At 62.6% G+C, this 20851-nt stretch carries 21 protein-coding genes; 9 read left to right on the top strand and 12 right to left on the bottom strand.

Annotated features, from left to right (window positions below; all coding sequences use genetic code 11):
- The first annotated feature begins 173 nt into the window (after nucleotides 1-173).
- The 4 genes from KJY40_RS26370 to KJY40_RS26385 all read left to right on the top strand — a co-directional run bounded on the left by KJY40_RS26370 (nucleotide 174) and on the right by KJY40_RS26385 (nucleotide 4759).
- Entirely contained in the window at nucleotides 174-1910 is a 1737-nt protein-coding gene (locus tag KJY40_RS26370) for an FAD-dependent oxidoreductase (protein WP_230733647.1), read from the top strand.
- Nucleotides 1894-2727, top strand: coding sequence for an aldo/keto reductase (locus tag KJY40_RS26375; RefSeq protein WP_230733649.1), 834 nt, complete (start codon nucleotides 1894-1896; stop codon nucleotides 2725-2727). The genes KJY40_RS26370 and KJY40_RS26375 overlap by 17 nt, the downstream gene beginning before the upstream one ends.
- 190 nt (nucleotides 2728-2917) lie before the next feature.
- Nucleotides 2918-3805, top strand: coding sequence for a KPN_02809 family neutral zinc metallopeptidase (ypfJ, locus tag KJY40_RS26380; RefSeq protein ID WP_230733650.1), 888 nt, complete (start codon nucleotides 2918-2920; stop codon nucleotides 3803-3805).
- A complete protein-coding gene (locus KJY40_RS26385) occupies nucleotides 3806-4759 on the top strand; it encodes an alpha/beta fold hydrolase (protein WP_230733652.1) in 954 nt (317 codons plus the stop codon).
- Between the two features lie 70 nt (nucleotides 4760-4829).
- On the opposite strand, the gene KJY40_RS26390 is transcribed toward KJY40_RS26385, so the two are convergent.
- From KJY40_RS26390 to KJY40_RS26400, 3 genes are all read right to left on the bottom strand, one after another.
- On the bottom strand, nucleotides 4830-5423 hold the full coding sequence (locus KJY40_RS26390) for an HAD family hydrolase (RefSeq protein WP_230733655.1): 594 nt from the start codon (nucleotides 5421-5423) through the stop codon (nucleotides 4830-4832).
- Nucleotides 5420-6289: an acyl-CoA thioesterase II gene (gene tesB, locus KJY40_RS26395; RefSeq protein WP_085712241.1), complete on the bottom strand. Its 870-nt coding sequence runs from the start codon at nucleotides 6287-6289 to the stop codon at nucleotides 5420-5422. Before tesB ends, KJY40_RS26390 begins: the two co-directional genes overlap by 4 nt.
- Nucleotides 6290-6398: 109 nt before the next feature.
- Entirely contained in the window at nucleotides 6399-6968 is a 570-nt protein-coding gene (locus KJY40_RS26400; RefSeq protein WP_230733664.1) for a GNAT family N-acetyltransferase, read from the bottom strand.
- A gap of 82 nt (nucleotides 6969-7050) precedes the next feature.
- Between KJY40_RS26400 and KJY40_RS26405 the strand changes: the two genes are divergently transcribed.
- Nucleotides 7051-7971 (top strand): histone deacetylase family protein, encoded by a 921-nt coding sequence (locus KJY40_RS26405; RefSeq protein WP_163976541.1) that lies wholly within the window; start codon nucleotides 7051-7053, stop codon nucleotides 7969-7971.
- Between the two features lie 175 nt (nucleotides 7972-8146).
- Nucleotides 8147-9388: a TIGR03862 family flavoprotein gene (locus tag KJY40_RS26410; RefSeq protein ID WP_230733666.1), complete on the top strand. Its 1242-nt coding sequence runs from the start codon at nucleotides 8147-8149 to the stop codon at nucleotides 9386-9388.
- 38 nt (nucleotides 9389-9426) lie between these two features.
- Here the strand turns inward: KJY40_RS26410 and KJY40_RS26415 are convergent, their stop codons facing one another.
- Together KJY40_RS26415 and yedA are read right to left on the bottom strand one after the other, a co-directional pair.
- The gene (locus tag KJY40_RS26415) at nucleotides 9427-10767 is read right to left on the bottom strand and encodes a DEAD/DEAH box helicase (RefSeq protein ID WP_007958742.1); all 1341 of its coding nucleotides are present in this window, start codon (nucleotides 10765-10767) and stop codon (nucleotides 9427-9429) included.
- A gap of 65 nt (nucleotides 10768-10832) precedes the next feature.
- Nucleotides 10833-11771, bottom strand: a complete 939-nt coding sequence (gene yedA, locus KJY40_RS26420; RefSeq protein WP_230733668.1) for a drug/metabolite exporter YedA — start codon at nucleotides 11769-11771, stop codon at nucleotides 10833-10835.
- Between the two features lie 163 nt (nucleotides 11772-11934).
- Between yedA and KJY40_RS26425 the strand changes: the two genes are divergently transcribed.
- Nucleotides 11935-12390 carry an Lrp/AsnC family transcriptional regulator gene (locus tag KJY40_RS26425; protein ID WP_085687884.1) on the top strand — a complete coding sequence of 152 codons (456 nt, stop codon included), beginning with the start codon at nucleotides 11935-11937 and terminating at the stop codon, nucleotides 12388-12390.
- Between the two features lie 41 nt (nucleotides 12391-12431).
- Here the strand turns inward: KJY40_RS26425 and KJY40_RS26430 are convergent, their stop codons facing one another.
- The 3 genes from KJY40_RS26430 to KJY40_RS26440 all read right to left on the bottom strand — a co-directional run bounded on the left by KJY40_RS26430 (nucleotide 12432) and on the right by KJY40_RS26440 (nucleotide 14453).
- Nucleotides 12432-13037 (bottom strand): 3'-5' exonuclease, encoded by a 606-nt coding sequence (locus KJY40_RS26430; protein ID WP_230733670.1) that lies wholly within the window; start codon nucleotides 13035-13037, stop codon nucleotides 12432-12434.
- 40 nt (nucleotides 13038-13077) lie between these two features.
- Nucleotides 13078-13557, bottom strand: a complete 480-nt coding sequence (locus KJY40_RS26435) for a LabA-like NYN domain-containing protein (protein WP_003228475.1) — start codon at nucleotides 13555-13557, stop codon at nucleotides 13078-13080.
- A gap of 137 nt (nucleotides 13558-13694) precedes the next feature.
- Nucleotides 13695-14453 carry a DUF2076 domain-containing protein gene (locus tag KJY40_RS26440; RefSeq protein WP_230733672.1) on the bottom strand — a complete coding sequence of 253 codons (759 nt, stop codon included), beginning with the start codon at nucleotides 14451-14453 and terminating at the stop codon, nucleotides 13695-13697.
- A 178-nt stretch (nucleotides 14454-14631) separates the two neighbouring features.
- Here KJY40_RS26440 and KJY40_RS26445 point away from each other — a divergent pair, with 178 nt between their 5' ends.
- Together KJY40_RS26445 and KJY40_RS26450 are read left to right on the top strand one after the other, a co-directional pair.
- On the top strand, nucleotides 14632-15306 hold the full coding sequence (locus KJY40_RS26445; RefSeq protein WP_007958726.1) for a YciC family protein: 675 nt from the start codon (nucleotides 14632-14634) through the stop codon (nucleotides 15304-15306).
- Nucleotides 15307-15380: 74 nt separating this feature from the next.
- Nucleotides 15381-16457, top strand: a complete 1077-nt coding sequence (locus KJY40_RS26450; RefSeq protein ID WP_230733673.1) for an endonuclease/exonuclease/phosphatase family protein — start codon at nucleotides 15381-15383, stop codon at nucleotides 16455-16457.
- 2 nt (nucleotides 16458-16459) lie between these two features.
- Here KJY40_RS26450 and KJY40_RS26455 read toward each other — a convergent pair whose 3' ends face one another.
- From KJY40_RS26455 to KJY40_RS26470, 4 genes are all read right to left on the bottom strand, one after another.
- Nucleotides 16460-17296 (bottom strand): ABC transporter ATP-binding protein, encoded by an 837-nt coding sequence (locus tag KJY40_RS26455; protein WP_230733676.1) that lies wholly within the window; start codon nucleotides 17294-17296, stop codon nucleotides 16460-16462.
- A complete protein-coding gene (locus KJY40_RS26460) occupies nucleotides 17284-18087 on the bottom strand; it encodes an ABC transporter permease (protein ID WP_007958721.1) in 804 nt (267 codons plus the stop codon). Before KJY40_RS26460 ends, KJY40_RS26455 begins: the two co-directional genes overlap by 13 nt.
- A 10-nt stretch (nucleotides 18088-18097) precedes the next feature.
- Nucleotides 18098-19075: an ABC transporter substrate-binding protein gene (locus KJY40_RS26465; RefSeq protein WP_230733678.1), complete on the bottom strand. Its 978-nt coding sequence runs from the start codon at nucleotides 19073-19075 to the stop codon at nucleotides 18098-18100.
- Nucleotides 19076-19479: 404 nt separating this feature from the next.
- Nucleotides 19480-20850, bottom strand: coding sequence for an aspartate aminotransferase family protein (locus KJY40_RS26470; RefSeq protein WP_134828198.1), 1371 nt, complete (start codon nucleotides 20848-20850; stop codon nucleotides 19480-19482).
- Nucleotide 20851 lies beyond the last annotated feature (1 nt).

The raw sequence follows: 20851 nt of genomic DNA on the forward strand, positions 1-20851 counted from the left end.
CGCTCTCGGTGAAATTTCGCCGATTCTAGAAGACATCCCGAGGAATGCGAAATCTGGAACCCGCCGTCCGATAACCGCCCACTTTGCGCATCAGTCGGTTGATCTGCTTCGCTCGCACTGGTTATTTTCTGGAACATGATTCTAAAAACAATTGATTGCTGGAGCCCTTCCTGATGCCTGCCCTTTCCGATATCGACTGCGACGTTCTGGTGGTCGGCTCCGGCGCCGCCGGTTTGTCGGCCGCCGTCACCGCCGCGTGGCATGGCTTGAAGGTCATCGTGGTGGAAAAGGATCCGGTGTTCGGCGGCGCCACCGCGTGGTCCGGCGGCTGGGCGTGGGTGCCGTGCAATCCGCTGGCCCGGCGCGCCGGGATCGTGGAAGACGTGGAACTGCCGCGCACTTATCTGCGCCACGAACTCGGCGAGCACTACGACCCGGCCATGATCGACGCCTTCCTTGAAACCGGCCCGCGCATGGTGGCGTTCTTCGAACAGCACACCGCCCTGCAATTTGCCGACGGCAACGCCATCGCCGACATCCACGGCGAAACACCGGGCGCCGGCACCGGTGGACGCTCGGTCATTGCCGCACCCTATGACGGGCGAAAGGTCGGGCGCCTGCTCAAGCGTCTTCGTACAACCATGCGCGAAACTTCGTTCATGGGCATGCCGATCATGGCCGGCGCGGACCTGTCGGCGTTTCTCAATCTGAATCGCTCGTTGTCGGCGGCCTGGCACGTGACCCGGCGTTTTACTCGCCACCTGCTGGACCTGGCGCTGCACGGTCGGGCGATGCAACTGGTCAACGGCGTGGCGCTGGTGGCGCGGCTGGCGAAGTCCGCCGAAGACCTCGGCGTACTGCTGTGGGAATCGGCGCCGGTAACCGAACTGCTGCGCGACGAATCACGCATCACCGGCGCTCGCGTGAACACCGCAAAGGGCCCGATCACTGTCCACGCGCGCAAAGCCGTGGTGCTCGCGGCCGGCGGGTTCGCCAATGACATCGAGCGGCGCAAGGCCTTGTTCCCGCGCACGCCCACCGGTCATGAACATTGGGCGCTGCCTCCGCCGGCAGTCAATGGCGACGGCCTGCGACTGGGCGAAACCGCCGGGGGCCGGATCGACACCGATGTAGCCTCGCCCGTGGCGTGGGCGCCGGTCTCGCAGGTGCCACATTCCGACGGCAGCATCGGCCATTTCCCGCACATCATCGAACGCGGCAAACCGGGGATCATCGGCGTACTGCGCAACGGCCAGCGCTTCGTCAACGAAGCCAACGGCTATTACGACTATGTCAGCGCCATGGTCGCCGCCGCGCCCGAAGGCGAAGAGGTCGCGTCCTGGCTGATCTGCACCCGCGCGTTCCAGCGGCGTTACGGGCTCGGCATGTCGCGGCCGTTTCCGGTTCCGGTGTCAGTTTTTATCCGCAGCGGCTATCTGAAAACCGGTAATACCCTTGAGGAATTGGCCACTGCGTGTGGCATCGATCCGAACGGCTTACGCGCCACTCTCCATGACTACAACCACCATGCCCGGCACGGCGAAGACCCGCTGTTCGGTCGCGGCTCGACCCCGTACAACCGCAAACAGGGTGATCCGGCGCAACAGCCCAACCCATGCGTGGCGCCCATCGAACACGGTCCGTTCTACGCGGTGAAGGTACAGCCCGGCTGTTTCGGCACCTTCGCCGGGCTCAAGGTCAACCCGCACGCGCAAGTGCTCGACGCCGAAGACCGGCCTATCGCCGGGCTCTACGCCGCCGGTGGCGACATGGCCAGCATCATGGGCGGGCATTACCCGGCGGGCGGGATCAACCTCGGCCCGGCGCTGACTTTCGGTTACATCGCAGCCCGACACATGGCGGGCGTCACGGCTTTCGAACAGGAGATCGACCATGCAGCACATCGTTAACAGACAAGGACTGAACCTGCCAAAACTCGGCCTCGGCACCTGGCCGATGCTCGGCGACGAATGCACCCGCGCCGTAGAGCAAGCCCTGGAACTCGGTTACCGGCACATCGACACGGCAGCGGCCTACAACAACGAAGACGCAGTCGGACAGGCCCTGGCGAATACGCCGACACCCCGCGAGCAGATCCACATCACCACCAAGGTCTGGTGGGACCAGTTGCAACCGGACGCCATGCGTCACTCGCTGGATCGTAGCCTCAAGGCCTTGCGCAGCGAGTACGTCGACCTGTTCATGATCCATTGGCCGACCACCGACTGGGACCTGCCGCGCACCCTCGAAACCCTCGCTTCGTTCAAGGAACAGGGGCTGGCTCGCAACATCGGCGTGGCGAATTTTCCGCTGCCGCTGCTGCGCAAAGTCGTCGAGGAATACGGCATCCCTCTGTCAGCCATTCAGGTCGAGTACCACGTACTGCTCGGACAAAACGCCCTGCTCGACTACGCCCGTCAACACGATCTGGCGCTGACGGCCTACACGCCACTGGCGCGCAACAAGGTCTCGGAAATTCCACAGATCCAGCAGATCGCCGAAAAACACGGCGTGCTACCGACCCAGGTGGCGCTGAAGTGGCTGCTGGATCAGGACAACGTCGCGGCGATTCCCAAGGCCAGCAGCAAAACCAATCAACTGGCCAACCTGGCCTCGCTGAATGTCGAACTGGACGATGACGACCGGACGCTGATCGCTGCGTTGTCCAAGCGCGAACGTCAGGTGAGCCCGGACTTCGCGCCGGTCTGGGATGCCTTCGACCGCTGACACCTGTCCCGACGAAAGAAATCCGCCGGCGGATTGAATTCCCGGCGCTCGTGCTCGTCAATAACAGGCCCGATCTCGTCACCCCGAGGCCGGGCCTTTGTGCGTGTGTGCGAATAGACGGACGACCGGACTGGCGCCACACTCACACACCAGCAACACTCATCACCACGATCAGACAGAGGATTCCCACATGCTATGGAAAAAAGGCCGACGCAGTGACAACGTCGTCGATGCCCGTGGCGATGATATGGGCGGCGGTGGCGGCATGCGCTTCGGCGGCGGCAAGGGGCTGAGCCTCGGGGCGATCCTGCTGATCGTCGGCATCGGCTGGATCACCGGGCAGGACCCGCTGCAGATCCTCGGCCAGCTCACCGGGCAGATGACCGAACAATCGGCCCCCACTTCGCAAACCCGTCAGGCACCGCCGGCCAACGATGAACAGGCGGAATTCGTGCGCTCGATCCTCGGCGACACCGAAGACACCTGGGGCGCGATCTTCCAGCAGGTCGGTCGCCAATATAAGGATCCGACCCTGGTGCTGTTCAGCAACCGGGTCAACTCCGCCTGCGGTCTGGCAACCTCGGCCACCGGCCCGTTCTATTGCCCGGCGGACCAGAAGGTCTATCTGGACATGGCGTTCTTCCAGGAAATGGCCCAGCGCTTCAAGGCCGCCGGCGACTTCGCCCAGGCCTACGTGATCGCTCACGAAGTCGGACACCATGTGCAGACGCTGCTCGGCGTCTCGGCGAAAATTCAGGCAGCCCGCCAGCAAGGCCGGCAGATGGAAGGTGACGGCGGTCTGCTGGTGCGTCAGGAACTGCAAGCCGATTGTCTGGCCGGGGTCTGGGCCTACAACGCGCAGAAGCGTCTGAACTGGCTGGAACCGGGCGACATCGAAGAAGCCTTGAACGCAGCGAACGCCATCGGTGATGATCGCCTGCAACAACAGGGTCAGGGCCGTGTGGTGCCGGACTCGTTTACTCACGGTACGTCGGCGCAAAGGGTGCGCTGGTTCAAAACCGGATTCGCCCAGGGCCAGGTCGGCCAGTGCGATACCTTTGCGGCGAAAAACCTGTAAATGCATAAATGGCTGTTGGCTTTTCTGTTCATCGGCGGCACCGCCCAAGCGGCCGGCGTCGACGCAATCAGTCCCGGGCGCCTGCAATTGCAGGCCGGCGAAATGGCGGTGGGCATCGGCCCGGCGCCGGCGAAAATCGAGCGCGTGCTGATCGTCATTCATGGCCGTCTGCGTAACGCCGAGACCTATCGCAAAAGCGGTGAAGTCGCGGCGGAACTGGCCGGGCAAACCGCCAACACCTTGGTGATCGCCCCGCAGTTTCTCAACGAAAGCGATGTGTCGCTCTACTCGTTACCCGCCAGCGTGCTGCGCTGGCAAGGCAACGACTGGATGGGCGGCGGGTTATCCACAGGGCCGAACCCGCTGAGCTCCTACGCCGCACTGGACGAAATCGTCGGGCGGCTGAGTGATCGCAAACAGTTTCCGGACGTGAAGCAGATCGTGATCTTCGGCCACTCCGGCGGCGCTCAGGTGGTACAGCGTTATGCGCTGCTGGCCCAGGAACAACCGGCGCTCAAGACCGAAGGCATTCGCTTGCGTTACGTGGTCGCCAACCCGTCGTCGTACGCCTACTTCAATGAGCAACGCCCGGTGGCCTTCGATCATGCGAAGTGCCCGGGTTTCAACCGGTGGAAGTACGGTCTGATGGATCCGCCGATCTACTCGGGTGGACAAACGCCCGCGCAGCTTGAAGGGCGTTACGTCAAACGCGAGATGATTTATCTGCTGGGCCAGCAGGACACCGACCCGCAACACCCGGCGCTGGACAAGAGCTGCGCCGCCAAAGCCCAAGGGGCTTATCGACTGGAGCGTGGGAAGCTGTTTTTCGGTTACTTGCTGCGTCGTCACCCTGAAGGGGTGAATCAGCGCCTTATCGAAGTGCCCGGTGTCGGGCATGACGGTGACGGCATGCTGACCTCGCCGGAAGGCCAGAAAGCACTATTCGAGCAATAAGTCTGGTGTGGTTTGATCTGGCCCCACCGCTGGCAAGCCAGCGATGGGGCCCGCTCCGACAACCAATGAATCAAGCGAACAACATCTGCCGCAACTCGACACAATCCTTCGCATGCCAGTCGGTCAGCTCCGGCCATGGATTGTCCGGCAGGTTCACCAGCACCGTGTGGGTGCCCGCCGCCCGGCCGCAATCAAGATCAAACCGGTAATCACCGACCATCACCATCGCGCTCGCCGGCACTTGCCAGGCCTCGGCCAGTTTCAGCAGGCCACCGGGATGCGGTTTTGGCTGTGCTTCATCGCGGCCCAGCACATCCTCAGCCGCGAAGCAGTCGGCCAGGCCGATGGCCTCCAGCGTCACATGGGCCAGCTCCCGCGCATTGCGGGTCAGGATGCCGAGGCGATAACCCCGGGCGTGCAGGTCGCGCACCAGCTCCACCGCGCCGACCGCCGGGGTCGAGCCGAGCGCCAGATCCCGCTCATGTTCCAGCAGCCACGCATGTTTCGCCGCCGCTTCCTCGGCGGGCAAAGCCGCAAGGTGCGTGAGGATGTCGTCCTCCGGCGGGATCGCCAGCGCCACGCGAATTGCCGCGAAGTCGTGCACGGCGACGGTCAGGGTGCCGTCCATGTCGAACACCCAGTGCCGCACATCCGCCAGACTCATGCCCAGTCCTTGCGATGACGGATCAGGCCTTCCTGGGTCACCGACGCCACCAGTTGCCCGGCGCGGTTGAACACGCTGCCACGGGAGAACCCGCGCGAGTTGCCGGCCCACGGACTGTCCATGGCGTAGAGCAACCAGTCGTCGGCGCGCAGGTCATTGTGGAACCACAACGCGTGGTCGAGGCTGGCGACCTGCATGTCTTTCTGCCAGACCGATTTGCCGTGGGGCAGCATCGAGGTGGTCAGCAGACCGAAGTCCGAGGCGTAGGCCAGCAGGTATTTGTGCAGCGCCGGAATGTCGGCCAACGCGCCGTCGGCGCGGAACCACACGTATTTGATCGGATCCGCCGGTTGCGGGTTGTACGGGTCCTTTTCGGTGACCGGGCGCACTTCGATCGGCTTCGGGCACAGCAGCTTTTCGCGCATGTGTTCCGGGATCAGGTGCGCGCGTTGCTGGGTCAGTTCCAGCTCCGACGGCAGGTTTTCCGGGCCGACCACTTGCGGCATCTGGCTCTGGTGTTCGAAGCCTTCTTCGTCGTACTGGAACGAAGCGCTGCAAGTGAAAATCGGGTGGCCCTTCTGGATCGCGGTCACGCGGCGGGTGCTGAAACTGCCGCCGTCGCGCACACGGTCAACCGAGTAGACCACCGGCAACTTGGCGTCGCCCGGACGCAGGAAATAACCGTGCATCGAATGCACATGGCGCGTTTCTTCAACGGTCTGACTGGCCGCCGACAGCGACTGGCCGAGCACCTGGCCGCCGAACAACTGGCGAAAGCCCAGATCCTGGCTGCGACCACGGAACAGGTTTTCCTCGATCGGTTCGAGGGTCAGCAGATCCACCAGATCTTCCAACACTTGGCTCATTCAGACTCTCCTCACACAAAGCAATGCCGCGCAGTCTTGGCTGCGGCGGGGGATTCAGGTTCTGGCCGGCGCCCCCAGGGTGCCGGCCATTGTAAACGTCCGCGCCTGCTTATCCATGCAAGGTTTCCAGCCACTGCTCCCTCGTGATGCGGTACAACACATGTCGCCGTAACGGGTGACCGTCCGCCAGACGCGGGTGGTCGAAATCTTCCTGCGGGGCGTGGTGCATGCCGATCGCCTGCATGACTTTCTGCGACGGCAGATTAGTCTCGCTGGTGAACGACACCACCTCATTCAGCGCCACCCGGTCAAAGCCGCAACGCAGGGCAGTCCAGGCCGCTTCGCTGGCATAACCGAGGCCCCAGTGTTCCTTGGCCAGCCTCCAGCCGATTTCCACCGCCGGGGTGAACGGCGCATCGAAACCGACCACGCCGAGCCCGGTAAAACCGATGAACTCGCCGGTGTCCTTGCGCTCCAGCGCCCATAGGCCGTAACCGTGCTCGGCGAAATGTCCGCGCACCCGGCCGATCAGCGCGGCGCTTTCCAGCCGGCTCAAGGGCGCGGGGAAGTAGCGCATCACCTGCGGGTCGGCGCACATGGCCGCGAACGCCGGCAAATCCTCGTCCTGCCATTGGCGCATCAGCAGCCTTGCGCTTTCCAGCTCCAGTATCGGTTCCATCCCGCCCCTCCGCTTGATGCCGTCAGTCTACATCGCTGTTAGGCTTTGCACTCTTTCCTGCAGCCTTTATGAATAGTCCACCATGCCGTTGCCGCTGATCTACCACGAAGACTACAGCCCGGAATTTCCGGCGGATCACCGCTTTCCCATGGACAAGTTCCGCCTGCTGCGCGATCACCTGGTGGACAGCGGCCTGACCCGCGACGAAGACCTACTGCGCCCTGAACTGTGCCCCGCCGACATTCTCGCACTGGCCCATGACCGCGGTTATATCGAACGCTACATGAGTGGCGAGTTGTCCCGCGAAGACCAGCGGCGCCTCGGTCTACCGTGGAACGAAGCCCTGGCCCGCCGCACGGTGCGGGCGGTCGGCGGCTCGATTCTGGCAGCGGAAAAAGCCCTGGAGCATGGCCTCGCCTGTCACCTCGCCGGCGGTACTCATCACGCCCACTACGACTACCCCGCCGGGTTCTGCATCTTCAATGACCTGGCGATCATCAGCCACTACCTGCTGCAAAGCGGCCGGGTGAACCGGGTGCTGATCTTCGACTGCGACGTGCATCAGGGCGACGGCACTGCGCGGATTCTGCACAACACCCCGGAAGCCATCACCGTTTCCCTGCACTGCGAAAAGAACTTTCCTGCACGCAAGGCCGAAAGCGACTGGGACATTCCGCTGCCCAACGGCATGGGCGATGCCGATTACCTGAAAGTGGTCGACGACGCGCTCAACTATCTGCTGCCGCTGTATCAGCCGGATCTGGTGCTGTACGACGCCGGCGTCGACGTGCACAAGGACGACGCCCTCGGTTATCTGCAACTGACTGACGAAGGCGTCGCCGCCCGCGACGAAAGCGTGATGCGCCACTGCCTGGGCCGCGACATCCCGGTGGTCGGCGTGATCGGCGGCGGTTACAGCAAGGATCGCCCCGCCCTCGCCCGCCGCCACGGCATCCTGCATCACAGTGCGCAGCGCGTCTGGCAGTCATCGGGTTGTCATTGAGTTGTGCTGCGTTACCCACAATGACTGTGGAACGGCCTGTGGATAACCTGAGCGAAAGGGACTACAGCCCACGCTGAACATGGCTTGCAGCGCGCTGGTTGTTTTTTGATCAGGCCTGACGATGGTCGCTGCTGCTAGAATGCGCGGCTTATTCCGCCACGCTATTGCCGCTGCCATGACCCAGACTTCTGCCGCCCTTCCCGCTCACGTCGCCATCATCGGCGGTGGCCCCGCCGGCCTGATGGCCGCCGAAGTGCTGAGCCAGGCCGGAGTCCGCGTCGATCTGTACGACGGCATGCCCTCGGTGGGCCGCAAGTTCCTGCTGGCCGGGGTTGGCGGCATGAACATCACTCACTCCGAAGCCTACCCGGCCTTCCTCTCGCGCTACGCCGAACGCGCCCCGAACATCGCCCCGCTGCTACGCGCGTTCGACGCCGACGCACTGTGCCGGTGGATTCACGAACTGGGCATCGAAACCTTCATCGGCAGCTCCGGCCGGGTGTTCCCTACCGACATGAAAGCCGCGCCGCTGCTGCGCGCCTGGCTCAAGCGCCTGCGCGACAGCGGCGTGGTTATCCACACCCGCCACCGCTGGCTCGGCTGGGACGAAAACGGCGCGCTGCGCATCGACAGCCCGGAAGGCGAGAAAACCCTCAACCCCGACGCCACCCTGCTGGCCCTCGGCGGCGGCAGTTGGTCGCGACTTGGCTCCGACGGCGCCTGGATGCTGCCGCTGGAGCAACGCGGTGTAGGACTGGCGCCATTGCAGCCAAGCAATTGCGGCTTCGAGGTGCAGGCCTGGAGCGAAGTGATGGTCAGCAAATTCGCCGGCGCGCCGCTGAAAAATATCACCATCGGATTGAACGACGATGTTCCGCGTTTGGGTGAATGCGTGATCACCGCGACCGGGATCGAGGGCAGTCTGATTTATGCACTGTCGGCGCCGATTCGTGAGGCGATCAATGCGCACGGTGCCGCGACCATTCATATCGACCTGCTGCCCGGCCGACCTGTGGATAAATTGCAGGCGGCGTTGAGCAAACCACGGGGTTCGCGCTCGATGGCCAAGCATCTGCACAGTCAGGTCGGGATTGATGGGGTGAAAGCGGCGCTGTTGCGTGAACTCACTGATGCGGCGACGTTTGCCGATCCGGCGCTGCTGGCCCGGGCGATCAAGGCTTTGCCGCTGACGCTGGTGAAAACCCGACCGCTGGATGAGGCGATCAGTAGTGCCGGCGGAGTGACGTTCGAGGCGATGGACGAGCGGATGATGCTCAAGGCGTTGCCGGGGGTGTTTTGTGCGGGGGAAATGCTGGATTGGGAAGCGCCGACTGGCGGCTATCTGCTGACAGCGTGTTTTGCCAGTGGCCGGGCGGCCGGAGCTGGAATGCTGGACTGGTTGAAACAGCGCAACTGATCGTTCCCGCATCGCGCGGGAACGACCCTGTCTGACGCTTAAGGCTTACGCTTGCGCGGCCCGGTATTAAACACCGGCACCTTACGCACAGGCTTGATCGAAGGCTCCGGCGCCTGGGTCTCGCCGCTGTCCACCCACTTGCCCAGATTGCGCTTGCCGCCGCCACCACCGGAAGCTTTTGGCTTCTTCGGTTTCTTCGGCTTCTTGATCACCTGGCCACTGGCATCGGTGTCCGGCACACGGTGCTCGGGCACGAAATCCGGCTCAACCTCACGCTTCAACGTGCTGCGGGTCAGCATTTCAATCGCCGACAACATGTTCACTTCATCAGCGCACACCAGCGAGATCGCCTCACCGGTCGAACCCGCGCGGCCAGTACGACCGATACGGTGAATGTAATCCTCGGCCACGATCGGCAGATCAAAGTTGACCACCAGCGGCAGGTCTTCGATATCCAGACCACGAGCAGCAACATCAGTGGCCACCAGAATCTGCACTTCGCTCAGTTTGAAACGATCCAGCGCCCGCTGCCGGGTCGCTTGCGGCTTGTCGCCGTGGATGCCGTCGGCGTTCACGCCTAGGCCTTGAAGTTTCTCGACCAGCGCGTCCACACCGTTGCGGGTCTTGGCGAACACCAGCACTTGCTTCCACTTGTTCTTGCGCATCAGGTGCACGAACAGTTCCGGCTTGCGCTTCTTGTCCACCGTCACCACCCACTGCTTGACGGTGTTGGCGGCGACGTTGCGCGGGCTGACTTCGATGCTCTGCGGATCGTTGAGCATCTGCCCGGCCAGCAGGCGGATGTCATCGGAGAAGGTCGCGGAGAACAGCAGCGTCTGACGTTTCTTCGGCAGCGCGCGGTAAATGTTCGCCAGCTCTTCGGAAAAGCCCAGGTCGAGCATGCGGTCGGCCTCGTCCAGCACCAGGGTTTGCAGCTGATTGAACTTCAACGCGTTCTGACGGAACAGGTCGAGCAGACGGCCCGGGGTCGCGACCAGCAGATCGACGCCGCCGCGCAACTTCATCATCTGCGGGTTGATGCTGACGCCGCCGTACACCGCGTAAGTGCGCAATGGCAGGTTTTCGGCGTACTGGCGCACGGCCTCGTGGACTTGCTCGGCCAGCTCGCGGGTCGGCACCAGAATCAGCGCGCGCACCGAGTTGGCGGTGACTTTCGGCCCTTCCATCGCCAGCAGTTGCAGCAGCGGCAAAGCGAAACCGGCGGTCTTGCCGGTGCCGGTCTGGGCCGCAGCCATCAGGTCACGACCGGCCAGCACGGCCGGAATGGCCTGCGCCTGCACCGGCGTCGGGGTCTGGTAGCCGAGCTTCTCGAGGGAGCGCAGCAAGGGTTCGATCAGGCCAAGGGTGGCGAAAGTCATGGGAGTACCGTAGGAAAAATCAGAGCGATTGTGCAAAACAAGTATGCGATGGCGCGCAGTTTACCCTAATTCCCACGCTGCTCCGTCGCTATGGCAGCCGGCTCGCTGACCACCGGCAGCTGCCGTGGGCGGCGCCACTGCGGCAGACCAATCAGCACCACCGCGCCAATGATCACCAGCATCGCCAGCGCCTCTTCGATCCCGATGGTCTCGCCGACAAACACGATCCCCAGCAACACCGCCACCGCCGGGTTCACATAGGCATAACTGGTGGCAGCCGCCGGACGGACGTTTTTCAACAGATACATGTAAGCGTTGAAAGCGATGATCGAGCCAAAGAAGATCAGGTACGCCAGCGCCAGCCAGCCTTCCAGCGGCGGCATGGCCTGCAGGTGTTCACCGCTGGCCGCGCTGCCGATCAACAGCACCACGCCGCCCACCAGCATTTCTACGGCACTGGCCATTGCGCCCTGGGGCAACGGCAGGTGTTTGCTCCACACCGAGCCGAACGCCCAGCTCGCCGCCGCGAAAATCAGCAACGCCGCGCCCAGCGGGCTCGATTGCAGGTTGGAGCCCATGTTGAGCATTGCGATGCCGATAATCCCCATCGCCACCCCGGCCCATTCCAGACGGGTGTTGCGCGCGCCCCAGAAATAGCCGCAGAGCAACGTGAACAGCGGCACCGTCGCCACCGCCAGCGCGGCAACACCCGACGCCACGCCGCTGTGCTCGGCCAGGGTCACCGCGCCGTTACCGAAACTGAGCAGCAGAATGCCGATGATCCCCGCCGCTTTCCACTGGGCCCAGGTCGGCGCCGGAGCCCCGCGCCAGCGCAGGAAGGCGTACATCAGAGTGCCGGCAATCACGAAGCGCACGCCGCCAAGCATCAGCGGCGGCCAGTATTCGACGCCGATGCGGATCACCAGATAGGTCGATCCCCAAATCACGTACAACGCAAAAAACGCAGCGATCAAGGGCAGGGAAAAACGGCGCAAGGCAGACATGGGCAGCTCGAAAGTCAGACTCAGGGGATGGGTTATTCTAGAAAGGCCAACCGCTAAAAATAAGTTACAAAACCTGTTTATAGCGCCGGTACACTTTCGAAAACACGGAGATCGACGGCCTGAACCGCGATTTCGAAAGTCTGGCATTTTCAGGAGTCCGACCTTGGACAAATACGACCGCATGCTGCTCAGCGCCCTGCTCGAAAACGGTCGCGCGTCCTACGCCGACCTCGCCCGCAAAGTAAACCTCTCCGCCCCCGCCGTCGCCGAGCGCGTGGCCAAACTCGAGGCGGCCGGAGTCATCACCGGGTATCAGGCGAACATCGACCTGTCGAAAATCGGCTTGCCGATCCAGTGCGTGATCGAATTGCGCCTCCACCAGAACGGCAGTCAAAAGGTCTACGACGAACTGGTGAAAATTCCGCAACTGACCGAGTGCTTTCGAGTGACGGGCGACCCGTGCGTGATCATGAAGGCCGCGGTGGGTTCGATGCCGGAGCTGGAGGATTTGATCAACCAGGTGGCGAAATTCGGGTTCAGCAAGACGTCGATCGTGTTGTCGAGTGCGATAGAGAAGCGGGTGCCGTTGGGGCATATCGAGGGTAACGGCAAACCCTGAGGCAAGCCCGCTCCCACAGGGGAAATGTGTTTGCCTGAAAATCAGCGATAGCGCTGAAGATGCTCCCCAACTTTCGCTGCCGGCACCTTCTGCAATTTGCACAGCAAGTCGTGCGATAGCTCCTGCACCCCATGCTTGTGCCGCAACTCATCCGCCAGATGCGCCAGCAAATTCGCCGCCATCTCCGCATCCGCCATCGCCCTGTGCGCCTGGCCGGTATGCGGCAGTTGGGCAAAGGTGGTGAGCGTACCGAGTTTGTGATTCGGCGCCGCCGGCATCAGGCGACGGGCCAGCAGCAGCGAGCAGGCAAAATTCTGCAAACGGGTGCGTTTGATCCGGCCCAGTTCGAAGTCCCAGAACTTCTGGTCGAACGCGGCGTTGTGCGCGAGCAGGGGCGTGCAGCCGACGAATTCGTTGACTTCGTTCATCACCCGCTCGGCCGACGGCGCTGTGCGCAGCATGGCGTTGCTGATGCCGGTGAGTTGTTCGATGAAGGCCGGGACGCGGACGCCGGCGTTCATCAGGCTCTGGTAACGCTCGACGATGCGGCCGTTTTCCAGCATGACCACGGCGATTTCCGTGGCCCGGCAGCTGCTGCTCGGCGAGATGCCGGTGGTTTCAAAGTCGATGACTGCAATGCGTTCCAAACCGGGTTCAACTCCGTTCAAATCAATTCTTGAGCAACGCTCAGTTTTTCAACAGCAGTGCGCCTTCGATCGGCACGTAACGGCTGGCGGCGCGGATCAGCGAGTTGGCGGTCAGGCCGGGAACGCCGTAGGCCACCGCTTGCACGCCGTGTTTGTTGATGATGCGTTCGAGCAGCATGTCGAAATCGCCGTCACCGGAGGCCAGGACGATTTCGTCGACATGGTCGGCGGCGTCCATGATGTCGAGGGTGATGCCCACGTCCCAGTCGCCCTTGGCCGAGCCGTCGCTGCGCTGGATGTAGGGTTTGAGTTTCACGGTGAAACCGAGGTTGCGCAGAATCTGCTGGAACTGCTGCTGTTTGCTGTCGCCCCGGTCGATCGCATAGGCGTAGGCCTCGACGATCTGCCCGTCCTTGCTGATGTCCGCCCACAGCGCCGCGTAGTTGAAGTGGCAACCATAGGCCTGACGCACGGTGTAGTAGAGGTTCTGCACATCGGCGAACACTGCGATTTTTTTCACCGGAGTTCCTGTGAGCGCTGACGCGCATGAGCCGGATCAGGCACCTGGCCCGAAAAAGGCGCTCAGTATGCCAGCCCGAAGGAAGGTTCCGCGAATAATCGGCCCGGGGCGATCAGGCGCCCCGGACGAATGGTGAATCAGACGAAGGAATCGTCGTCATCGAAGAACGATGAGTTGTCATCGCTGTAGTCGGTGTCGGCAAAGCCGCCCTGATCATTACCGTAGGAGTCGTTGTTGGCCATACGCTGGTCATCGCCCCAGCCGTTGTTGCTCTGGTCGTTGACCTGAGCCGGCTCTTCCTTGATGACTTCGACGATTTCTTCCGGCTGCTGGTTGTGATGGAACAGGCTGCTGATGCCTTGTGCCAGCATCACGCCACCGGCCACACCGGCTGCGGTTTTCAGGGCACCGCCGAGGAAGCTGCTGCCCGCCGCCGGGGCCGCTTGTTGCTGGCCATAACCCGGTGGTGGCGAACCAAAGTTCTGTTGCGGCGCGGGTGCACCGAAGTTCTGCTGAGGTGCCGGCTCACGCCAGCCGCCGGTGGAGGCCGGGGCGCTCTGGGTCGGTGCCGGGCGCGGGCTGCTGCCACCGAAGATGCTCGACAGGAAGCCACCACCGCTGGAGGCCGGCGGCGCGCTTTGCGCCTTGGCCGATTGCAGTTCGGCCTGCAATTGCTTGACCTGTTGAGTCAGTTGCTTGTTCTGTTCGTCGAGGCTCTTGAGGGCAGCCTCCTGCACCAGAATCGCCTGGGTCATGAAATAACCTGCGGCCGGCTGGCGCGTCAGGTGTTCCTTGATCCGCGCTTCAGCCAGTGCGTCGCGCGGGGCTGCCTCCGTTTCGGCCTGTTGCAGCCGGGAAAACAGTCCATCGATCAGGGTTTGTTCTTCGCTGTTCATGGCGACCTCGTAGATTGCCGGGGATAACGTTGCCCTCCTCCACGTCGGAGGAGGCGCACCTCTGTAATGGAGGCAGCAACAGAATGTTTCAATGACCTTTACCGAACGTTTACGTTTGCGCAGCGAAACGGATCATCGGTTAAAGTGGGCCACTGTTTTTGACCTGCGATACCGACTGATGAATGCCTTCGATGTGCTGCGCGACTCCCTGTATTTCTTCAAACGCAATCTGGGCCGGATCGTCCAGTTGTGCCTGCCGCTGGTGATTTTCGAAGCCGTGCTGCAACAGGTGGTCGACCATGCCAGCGACCCGGACGGTTACTCGGCGATCAGCGTGATCGTCGGCCTGCTGGTCTATCCGCTGTACACCGCCGCGCTGATTCTGTTTCTCGATGCCCGCACCCGCGGCGAATCCCCGCAAACCCGCGATCTGCTGGCGATGGCCGCTCGGCTGTGGCCGCGCTTCGCCCTGTTGACTGCGCTGAACACGCTGTTGATCCTGCTCGGTCTGTCCCTGTATTTCCTGCCAGGCCTGTGGCTGATGGTCACCCTGGCCTTTGGTGAATATCTGCTGGTGCTGCGTGGTTACGGCCCGTTGCAGGCGATGAAGGAAAGCCTGCGCCTGAGCCGTGGGCATTTTCTGCGGATTCTGGTGTGCATCCTGTGTGTGATGGGGCCGCTGTGGCTGCTCAAGGGCCTGACCCTGCAGGTCTATCCCGATCCGCAGAATCCGTTGATCGCGGTGCTGATCGACAGTGGCCACAGCTTCCTGCAACTGTTCACCAGCGTGGTGCTGTTCCGCCTGTTCATGTTGATCAGCGAATTGCCCGACAAACGTGACGGAATAGTCTGACTGCGCCGCGCTTGGGCTGATCGATGGGTCTCGGGTATGCTCGGGACCACTTCCGTATCGCTATAAGCCGAGCCATGACCCGTCTACTGCGCTACATCCTGTTGCCCGTACTGCTCGCCCTCGCCCTGATCGGCACGCTGATCTACAGCCTGACCTGGCGCCCTGACGCCCGGGAAACCCTGCCGGTCAGTTGCACCGGGCAACCGCCGACGCTGGTCCCTGGTCAGGCTCTGAAGGTCATGACCTGGAACGTGCAATACCTGGCCGGCAAGCGCTACGTGTTCTGGAATGACCTGGCGCAAGGCGACGACGAAGCCCCGACCCCGGAAGACATGGCGTTCAGCCTCGATGAAGTGGCGCGGGTGATCCGCGACGAACAGCCCGACGTGGTGCTGTTGCAGGAACTGGATGACGGCGCCAAGGCCAGCGACTATCAGAACCAGCTCAAGCTGTTGCAGGAACGCCTGACCGACCTCTACCCGTGCAGCGCCCACGCCTTCGACTGGAAGGCCGATTTCGTCCCGGATCCGCACATCTTCGGCAGCGTCGGCCGGCAACTCGCGACCCTCAGCCGCTACCGCATCGAACACGCCGAGCGCCTGCAATTGCCGGTGCAGCCGTCGAACATCATCAGCCGTCAGTTCCAGCCGAAAAACGCCCTGCTCGCCACCACTCTGCCGCTCAGCGATGGCGGACAACTGGTGATGTTCAACACCCATCTGGATCGCGCCACACAACCGGACGACACCTTGCAGGCGCAGGTGACAGCGGTGGCCAAGGTTCTCGACAAACACGAAAGCCACGGCACGCCGTGGCTGATCGGCGGCGACTTCAACCTGTTGCCGCTCGGCCAGTACCGGCGCCTGCCCACCGAGCAGCGCACGCCGTACTCCGCCGACAGTGCGCTGCATGTGCTGTGGGACAAATACCCGATGATCCCGACCAACAACGAAGCCAGCGGCATCGACCGCGCCAAATGGCTGACCCATTACCCCAACGACCCCGGCCTCAACGGCCCGGACCGCACGGTCGATTACCTGTTCTACAGCCCGAAAATCAAACGGGTCGAAGCCACGGTGCGGCAGGACGATACGTTGCGCATTTCCGATCATTTGCCGGTCATTGCGCGGTTCCTCCTGCCACCCAACTGACGTCAGTGAGCTTCTTCGAGATCGTCGTGTAACAGCCCGAAGATCTGCCGCTTCATGTCGATGAACGAGCGCTCCATCACCATGTCCAGCGTGCGTGGGCGCTCGATCGGCACATCCAGAATCTGTTTGATTCGCCCAGGCCGCGCGCCCATCACATACACCCGGTCGCCGAGCAGGATCGCTTCGTCGATGTCGTGGGTGACGAACAGCACAGTCTTCTTGCTGTTGCCCCATACCCGTAACAACAGCTGCTGCATTTGCAGGCGGGTCTGGCTGTCGAGGGCGCCGAAGGGTTCGTCCATCAGCAGAATCTGTGGGTCGTTGGCCAATGCCCGGGCAATCGCCACCCGCTGCATCATGCCGCCGGACAACTGCTTGGCGTAGTTGTCGGCAAATCCTGACAAGCCGACTTCGTGGACATAGTGATCGACAATCTCCTTGCGCCGCGCCGCCGGCATGCCCCGGCGCTTGAGGCCGAACTCGACGTTCTGCCGCACGGTCAGCCACGGGAACAGCGTGTAGCTCTGGAACACCATCCCGCGATCCGCGCCCGGGCCCTGCACTTGCTGACCGCCGACGTAGATTTCGCCGGAGGTCGGCTCGGCCAGGCCGGCGGTGAGATACAGCAGGCTCGACTTGCCGCAGCCCGACGGCCCGACCAGTACTGCAAATTGCTGATCCGGCACTTCGAACGACACCTCTTCCAGCGCGGTGAAGGTTCCGCCGCCGGGCTTGGTGTAACGCAGGCTGACCTTGTCCACCTGCAACCTTGGCGCGGCGTGTGCCGGTGCGGCGACCGGCTCGATGAAACGACGGTTGGCAGCGCTTACTGAGCCCATGCGGCAATCCTCAAACGCAAGAAGCGGAACAGTTGATCGGTGACCAGGCCGAGCAGGCCGATGATCGCGATGGCGAGAAAAATCACGTCGACCTGAAAGCCGCGCATGGCCTTGAGGCTCAAGTAACCGAGGCCACTGGAAGCCGCGACCAGTTCGGCAACCACCAGATAGGTCCAGGCCCAGCCCATGGTCACCCGCAAGGTGTCGAGCACACCCGGCAACGACGCCGGGGCGATCACATGCAGCACCGCGTCACGCCGGTTGGAGCCGAGGGTGTAGGAGGCGTTGATCAAATCCTTGGAGATGCCTTTGGACACGTCGGCGATCATCACCAGTTGCTGGAAGAACACGCCGAAAATGATCACCGAGACGCGCTGCTCCAGACCGATACCAATCCAGAGGATGAACAACGGCACGAACGAGGTCACCGGCAGGTAACGGATGAAGTTGACCAGCGGTTCGAGGAACGCCTGGACGATGCGGAAGCTGCCCATCAGCAAACCCAGCGGCACCGCCACCAGCGACGACACAATGAAGCCGACCATCACCACTTCGACACTGGCCCAGACATGCTGGCCGAGGGTGCCGTCGCGGCTCAGGCGCACGGCGGCTTCGACCACCGCGCCGGGCGTGGGCAGGAACATCCCCGGCACGATGCCGCCGTAGGACAACCCGGCCCACAAGCCGACCAGCAACACCCAGGCCAGACCGCTGGCGCTCCACACTACCGGCACCGGTAGCCCGGTCTTCGGCGTGATGCAGCGGCTCAGCCATGAATTGCGCTTGAACATGACCAGTCTCCTAGAGCGGGCTGACGAAACGGTTGTCGACCAGATCGTCGTTGCTGACGTTGTAGGGTTTGCCCTGCAATTCGCTGGCGGTTTCGTTGGCCAGTTTGATCAGCGGCGCGCTGTCACCCGGCTTGCCAGGCGAGCCAAGCAGCTTTTCGCTCATGGCCTGATCGTAGAAGCGCACGCCTTGCGCGGCGGCGGCCAGTTCCTTCGGATCGGACAGGTAACCGCCGACGCCCTTGGCCATGATTTCGTAGGCTTTCTGTGGATGGTCCTTGGTGAACTGCACCGCTTTGTAGAGACCGGCGACCAGCGCCTTGACGTCTTCCGGCTGCTTCTCGATCACCGTGCAGTTGAGCGCCACCACATCGACGATCACGCCCGGCGTACTGCTGCTGTCGATCAGCACCTTGCCCTGCTGCTTGTCGCGCACCATCGACAGATGCGGCTCCCAAGTCACCGCGGCCGGCACGCGACCGGCGATGAACGCGGTGGCGGCATCGTCGGCGGTCATGTTCTGCACGGTGATGTCGCTCATGCTCATGCCGTTCTTTTTCAGCAGGTACGACAGCCAGAACTGCGAGGTCGACCCTTCGTTGACGGCCACGGCCTGGCCCTTGAGTTCTTGCAGGCTCTTCACGTTCTTGCCGACCAGCACGCCGTCACCGCCATGGCTGTCATCCAGCGCGGCCACGGCCTTGAAGCAGAACTGCGGGCGGTACTTGAGCACTTCGTCGATGGTCGAGGCCGAGCCGGACAATTGCCCGGACGCCTGGGCGGCCATGTACATCGACGCTTCTTCGACCACCGGCAATTCGACGGTCAGGCCGTTTTCCTTGAAGTAGCCCAGATCCTGGGCCAGGTACAGGGTGCCGTAACCGACCCATGTGGTGTGGCCGATCGACAAGGTGCCGGCCTGGGCGGCGGTGACGGAAAGGGCGGAAATCGCCAGAGGACACGCAAGACGGGTAAACAAGGACTTGTTCATGGAGCACTCCCAACGCTGTTGATTTAGTTGTCATGGGCAGTACGGCCAGCCGTGGTGTCGCGATTGCACGCTGCGGTCTCTGCTGGACTCTGGCGGGCAATGCCTTGGCTGGCGAAATCGATGTTGACCCAGGCTTGGCGTCAGGAAAACGAGGAAATAGTTAGACGCGAACGATGAAAAAACTGGGTAGTGCGCACCGCGAAAGGGCGCTGTTGGCGGTGGTGCACGGAGGGGGTGCAAGACAGCAAAAACGATGTTGAATTGACTGATGCAATCGCGGGCAAGCCCGCTCCCACAGGGACCGGTATCGTTCACAAATCTTGTGCACGACCGATAAACCTGTGGGAGCGGCGGTGCGACGTTTCGACTTGCCCGCGAAGGGGCCCTTGAGCCTTACAAATACCTCAGAGCCGACCGTATTCCTGCGCCGTACGATCAACCGCTTTCAACGTTTTGCCGACCAGCTCGTCAATCTCTTCACGGCTGGCAATCAGCGCCGGCGCCATGATCATCCGGCCCAACGTCGAGCGAATGATCACCCCCTCTTCAAAACCGATCGTGCGGCAACGCCAGGCCATGTCGTTTTCATTGGCAAAGCGCTTGCGCGTGGCCTTGTCTTCGGCCAGTTGCAACGCCGCAACCATGCCCGTGCCCTGAATATCGCCCACTAGCGGATGATTGCCGAACACTTCGCGCAGGCACTGTTGCAGGTACGGGCCGATGTCATCCTTGACCCGCGTCACCACGCCTTCATCGCGCAGGGCCTTGAGGTTGGCAATCGCCACCGCCGCCGCCACAGGGTGCCCGGAATAGGTCAGACCGTGGGCGAACACACCGCCCTGCTCCACCAGCACGTCGGCCATTTTCTTCGACAGGATCAGGCCACCCATCGGGATGTAACCGGAGGTCAGGCCTTTGGCGATGGACAGAGTGTCCGGCTCGAAACCGAAGTATTCGTGGGCGAACCATTCGCCGGTGCGACCGAAGCCGCCGATCACTTCATCGGCGCACAACAGCACGTCGTATTTGCGGCAGATGCGCTGGATTTCCGGCCAGTAGCTTTCCGGCGGGAAGATCATTCCGCCGGCGCCCTGGAACGGTTCGGCGATGAAGCCGGCGACCTTGTCCGCGCCCAGTTCGAGGATCTTCGCTTCCAGTTGCTGCGCCGCCCGCAGGCCGAACTCCGCCGGGGTCAGGTTGCCTTCGTGGGCGAAGAAGTACGGCTCGTCGATGTGCGCGATGTCGGGAATCATCCCGCCCATTTCGTGCATGAATTTCATGCCGCCGAGGGCCGTCGCCGCCAGGGTCGAACCGTGATAGCCGTTCCAGCGGCCGATCATGATTTTCTTCTCGGGCTTGCCCAGCACCTGCCAGTAACGGCGCACGGTACGGATCAGCACCTCGTTGGCCTCGGAGCCGGAGTTGGTGTAGATCGCGTGACTGTAGTGCCCCGGCAGCAGGCTGAACAGCAGCTCGGAGAGCTCGATCACCTGCGGGTGGGTGGTGTGGAAAAACATGTTGTAGTACGGCAACTGCTCCAGTTGCCGGCTCGCCGCAGCGTTCAGATCCTTGCGCCCGTAGCCGAGGTTGGTGCACCACAGCCCGGACATGCCGTCGAGGTAACGTCGACCATCGTTGTCCCACAGGTGCAGGCGGTCACCGCGCACCATCACCCGTGGGCCTTCGTCGTTGAGGGCCTTCTGGTCGACGAACGCATGAATGTGGTGCGCTGCATCGGCGGCCTGGTAGTCGCGGGTTTCACGTGAGGTGGTCATC

The organism is Pseudomonas fitomaticsae (assembly GCF_021018765.1).
In the GTDB taxonomy this organism is placed as follows: Bacteria; Pseudomonadota; Gammaproteobacteria; order Pseudomonadales; family Pseudomonadaceae; genus Aquipseudomonas; species Aquipseudomonas fitomaticsae.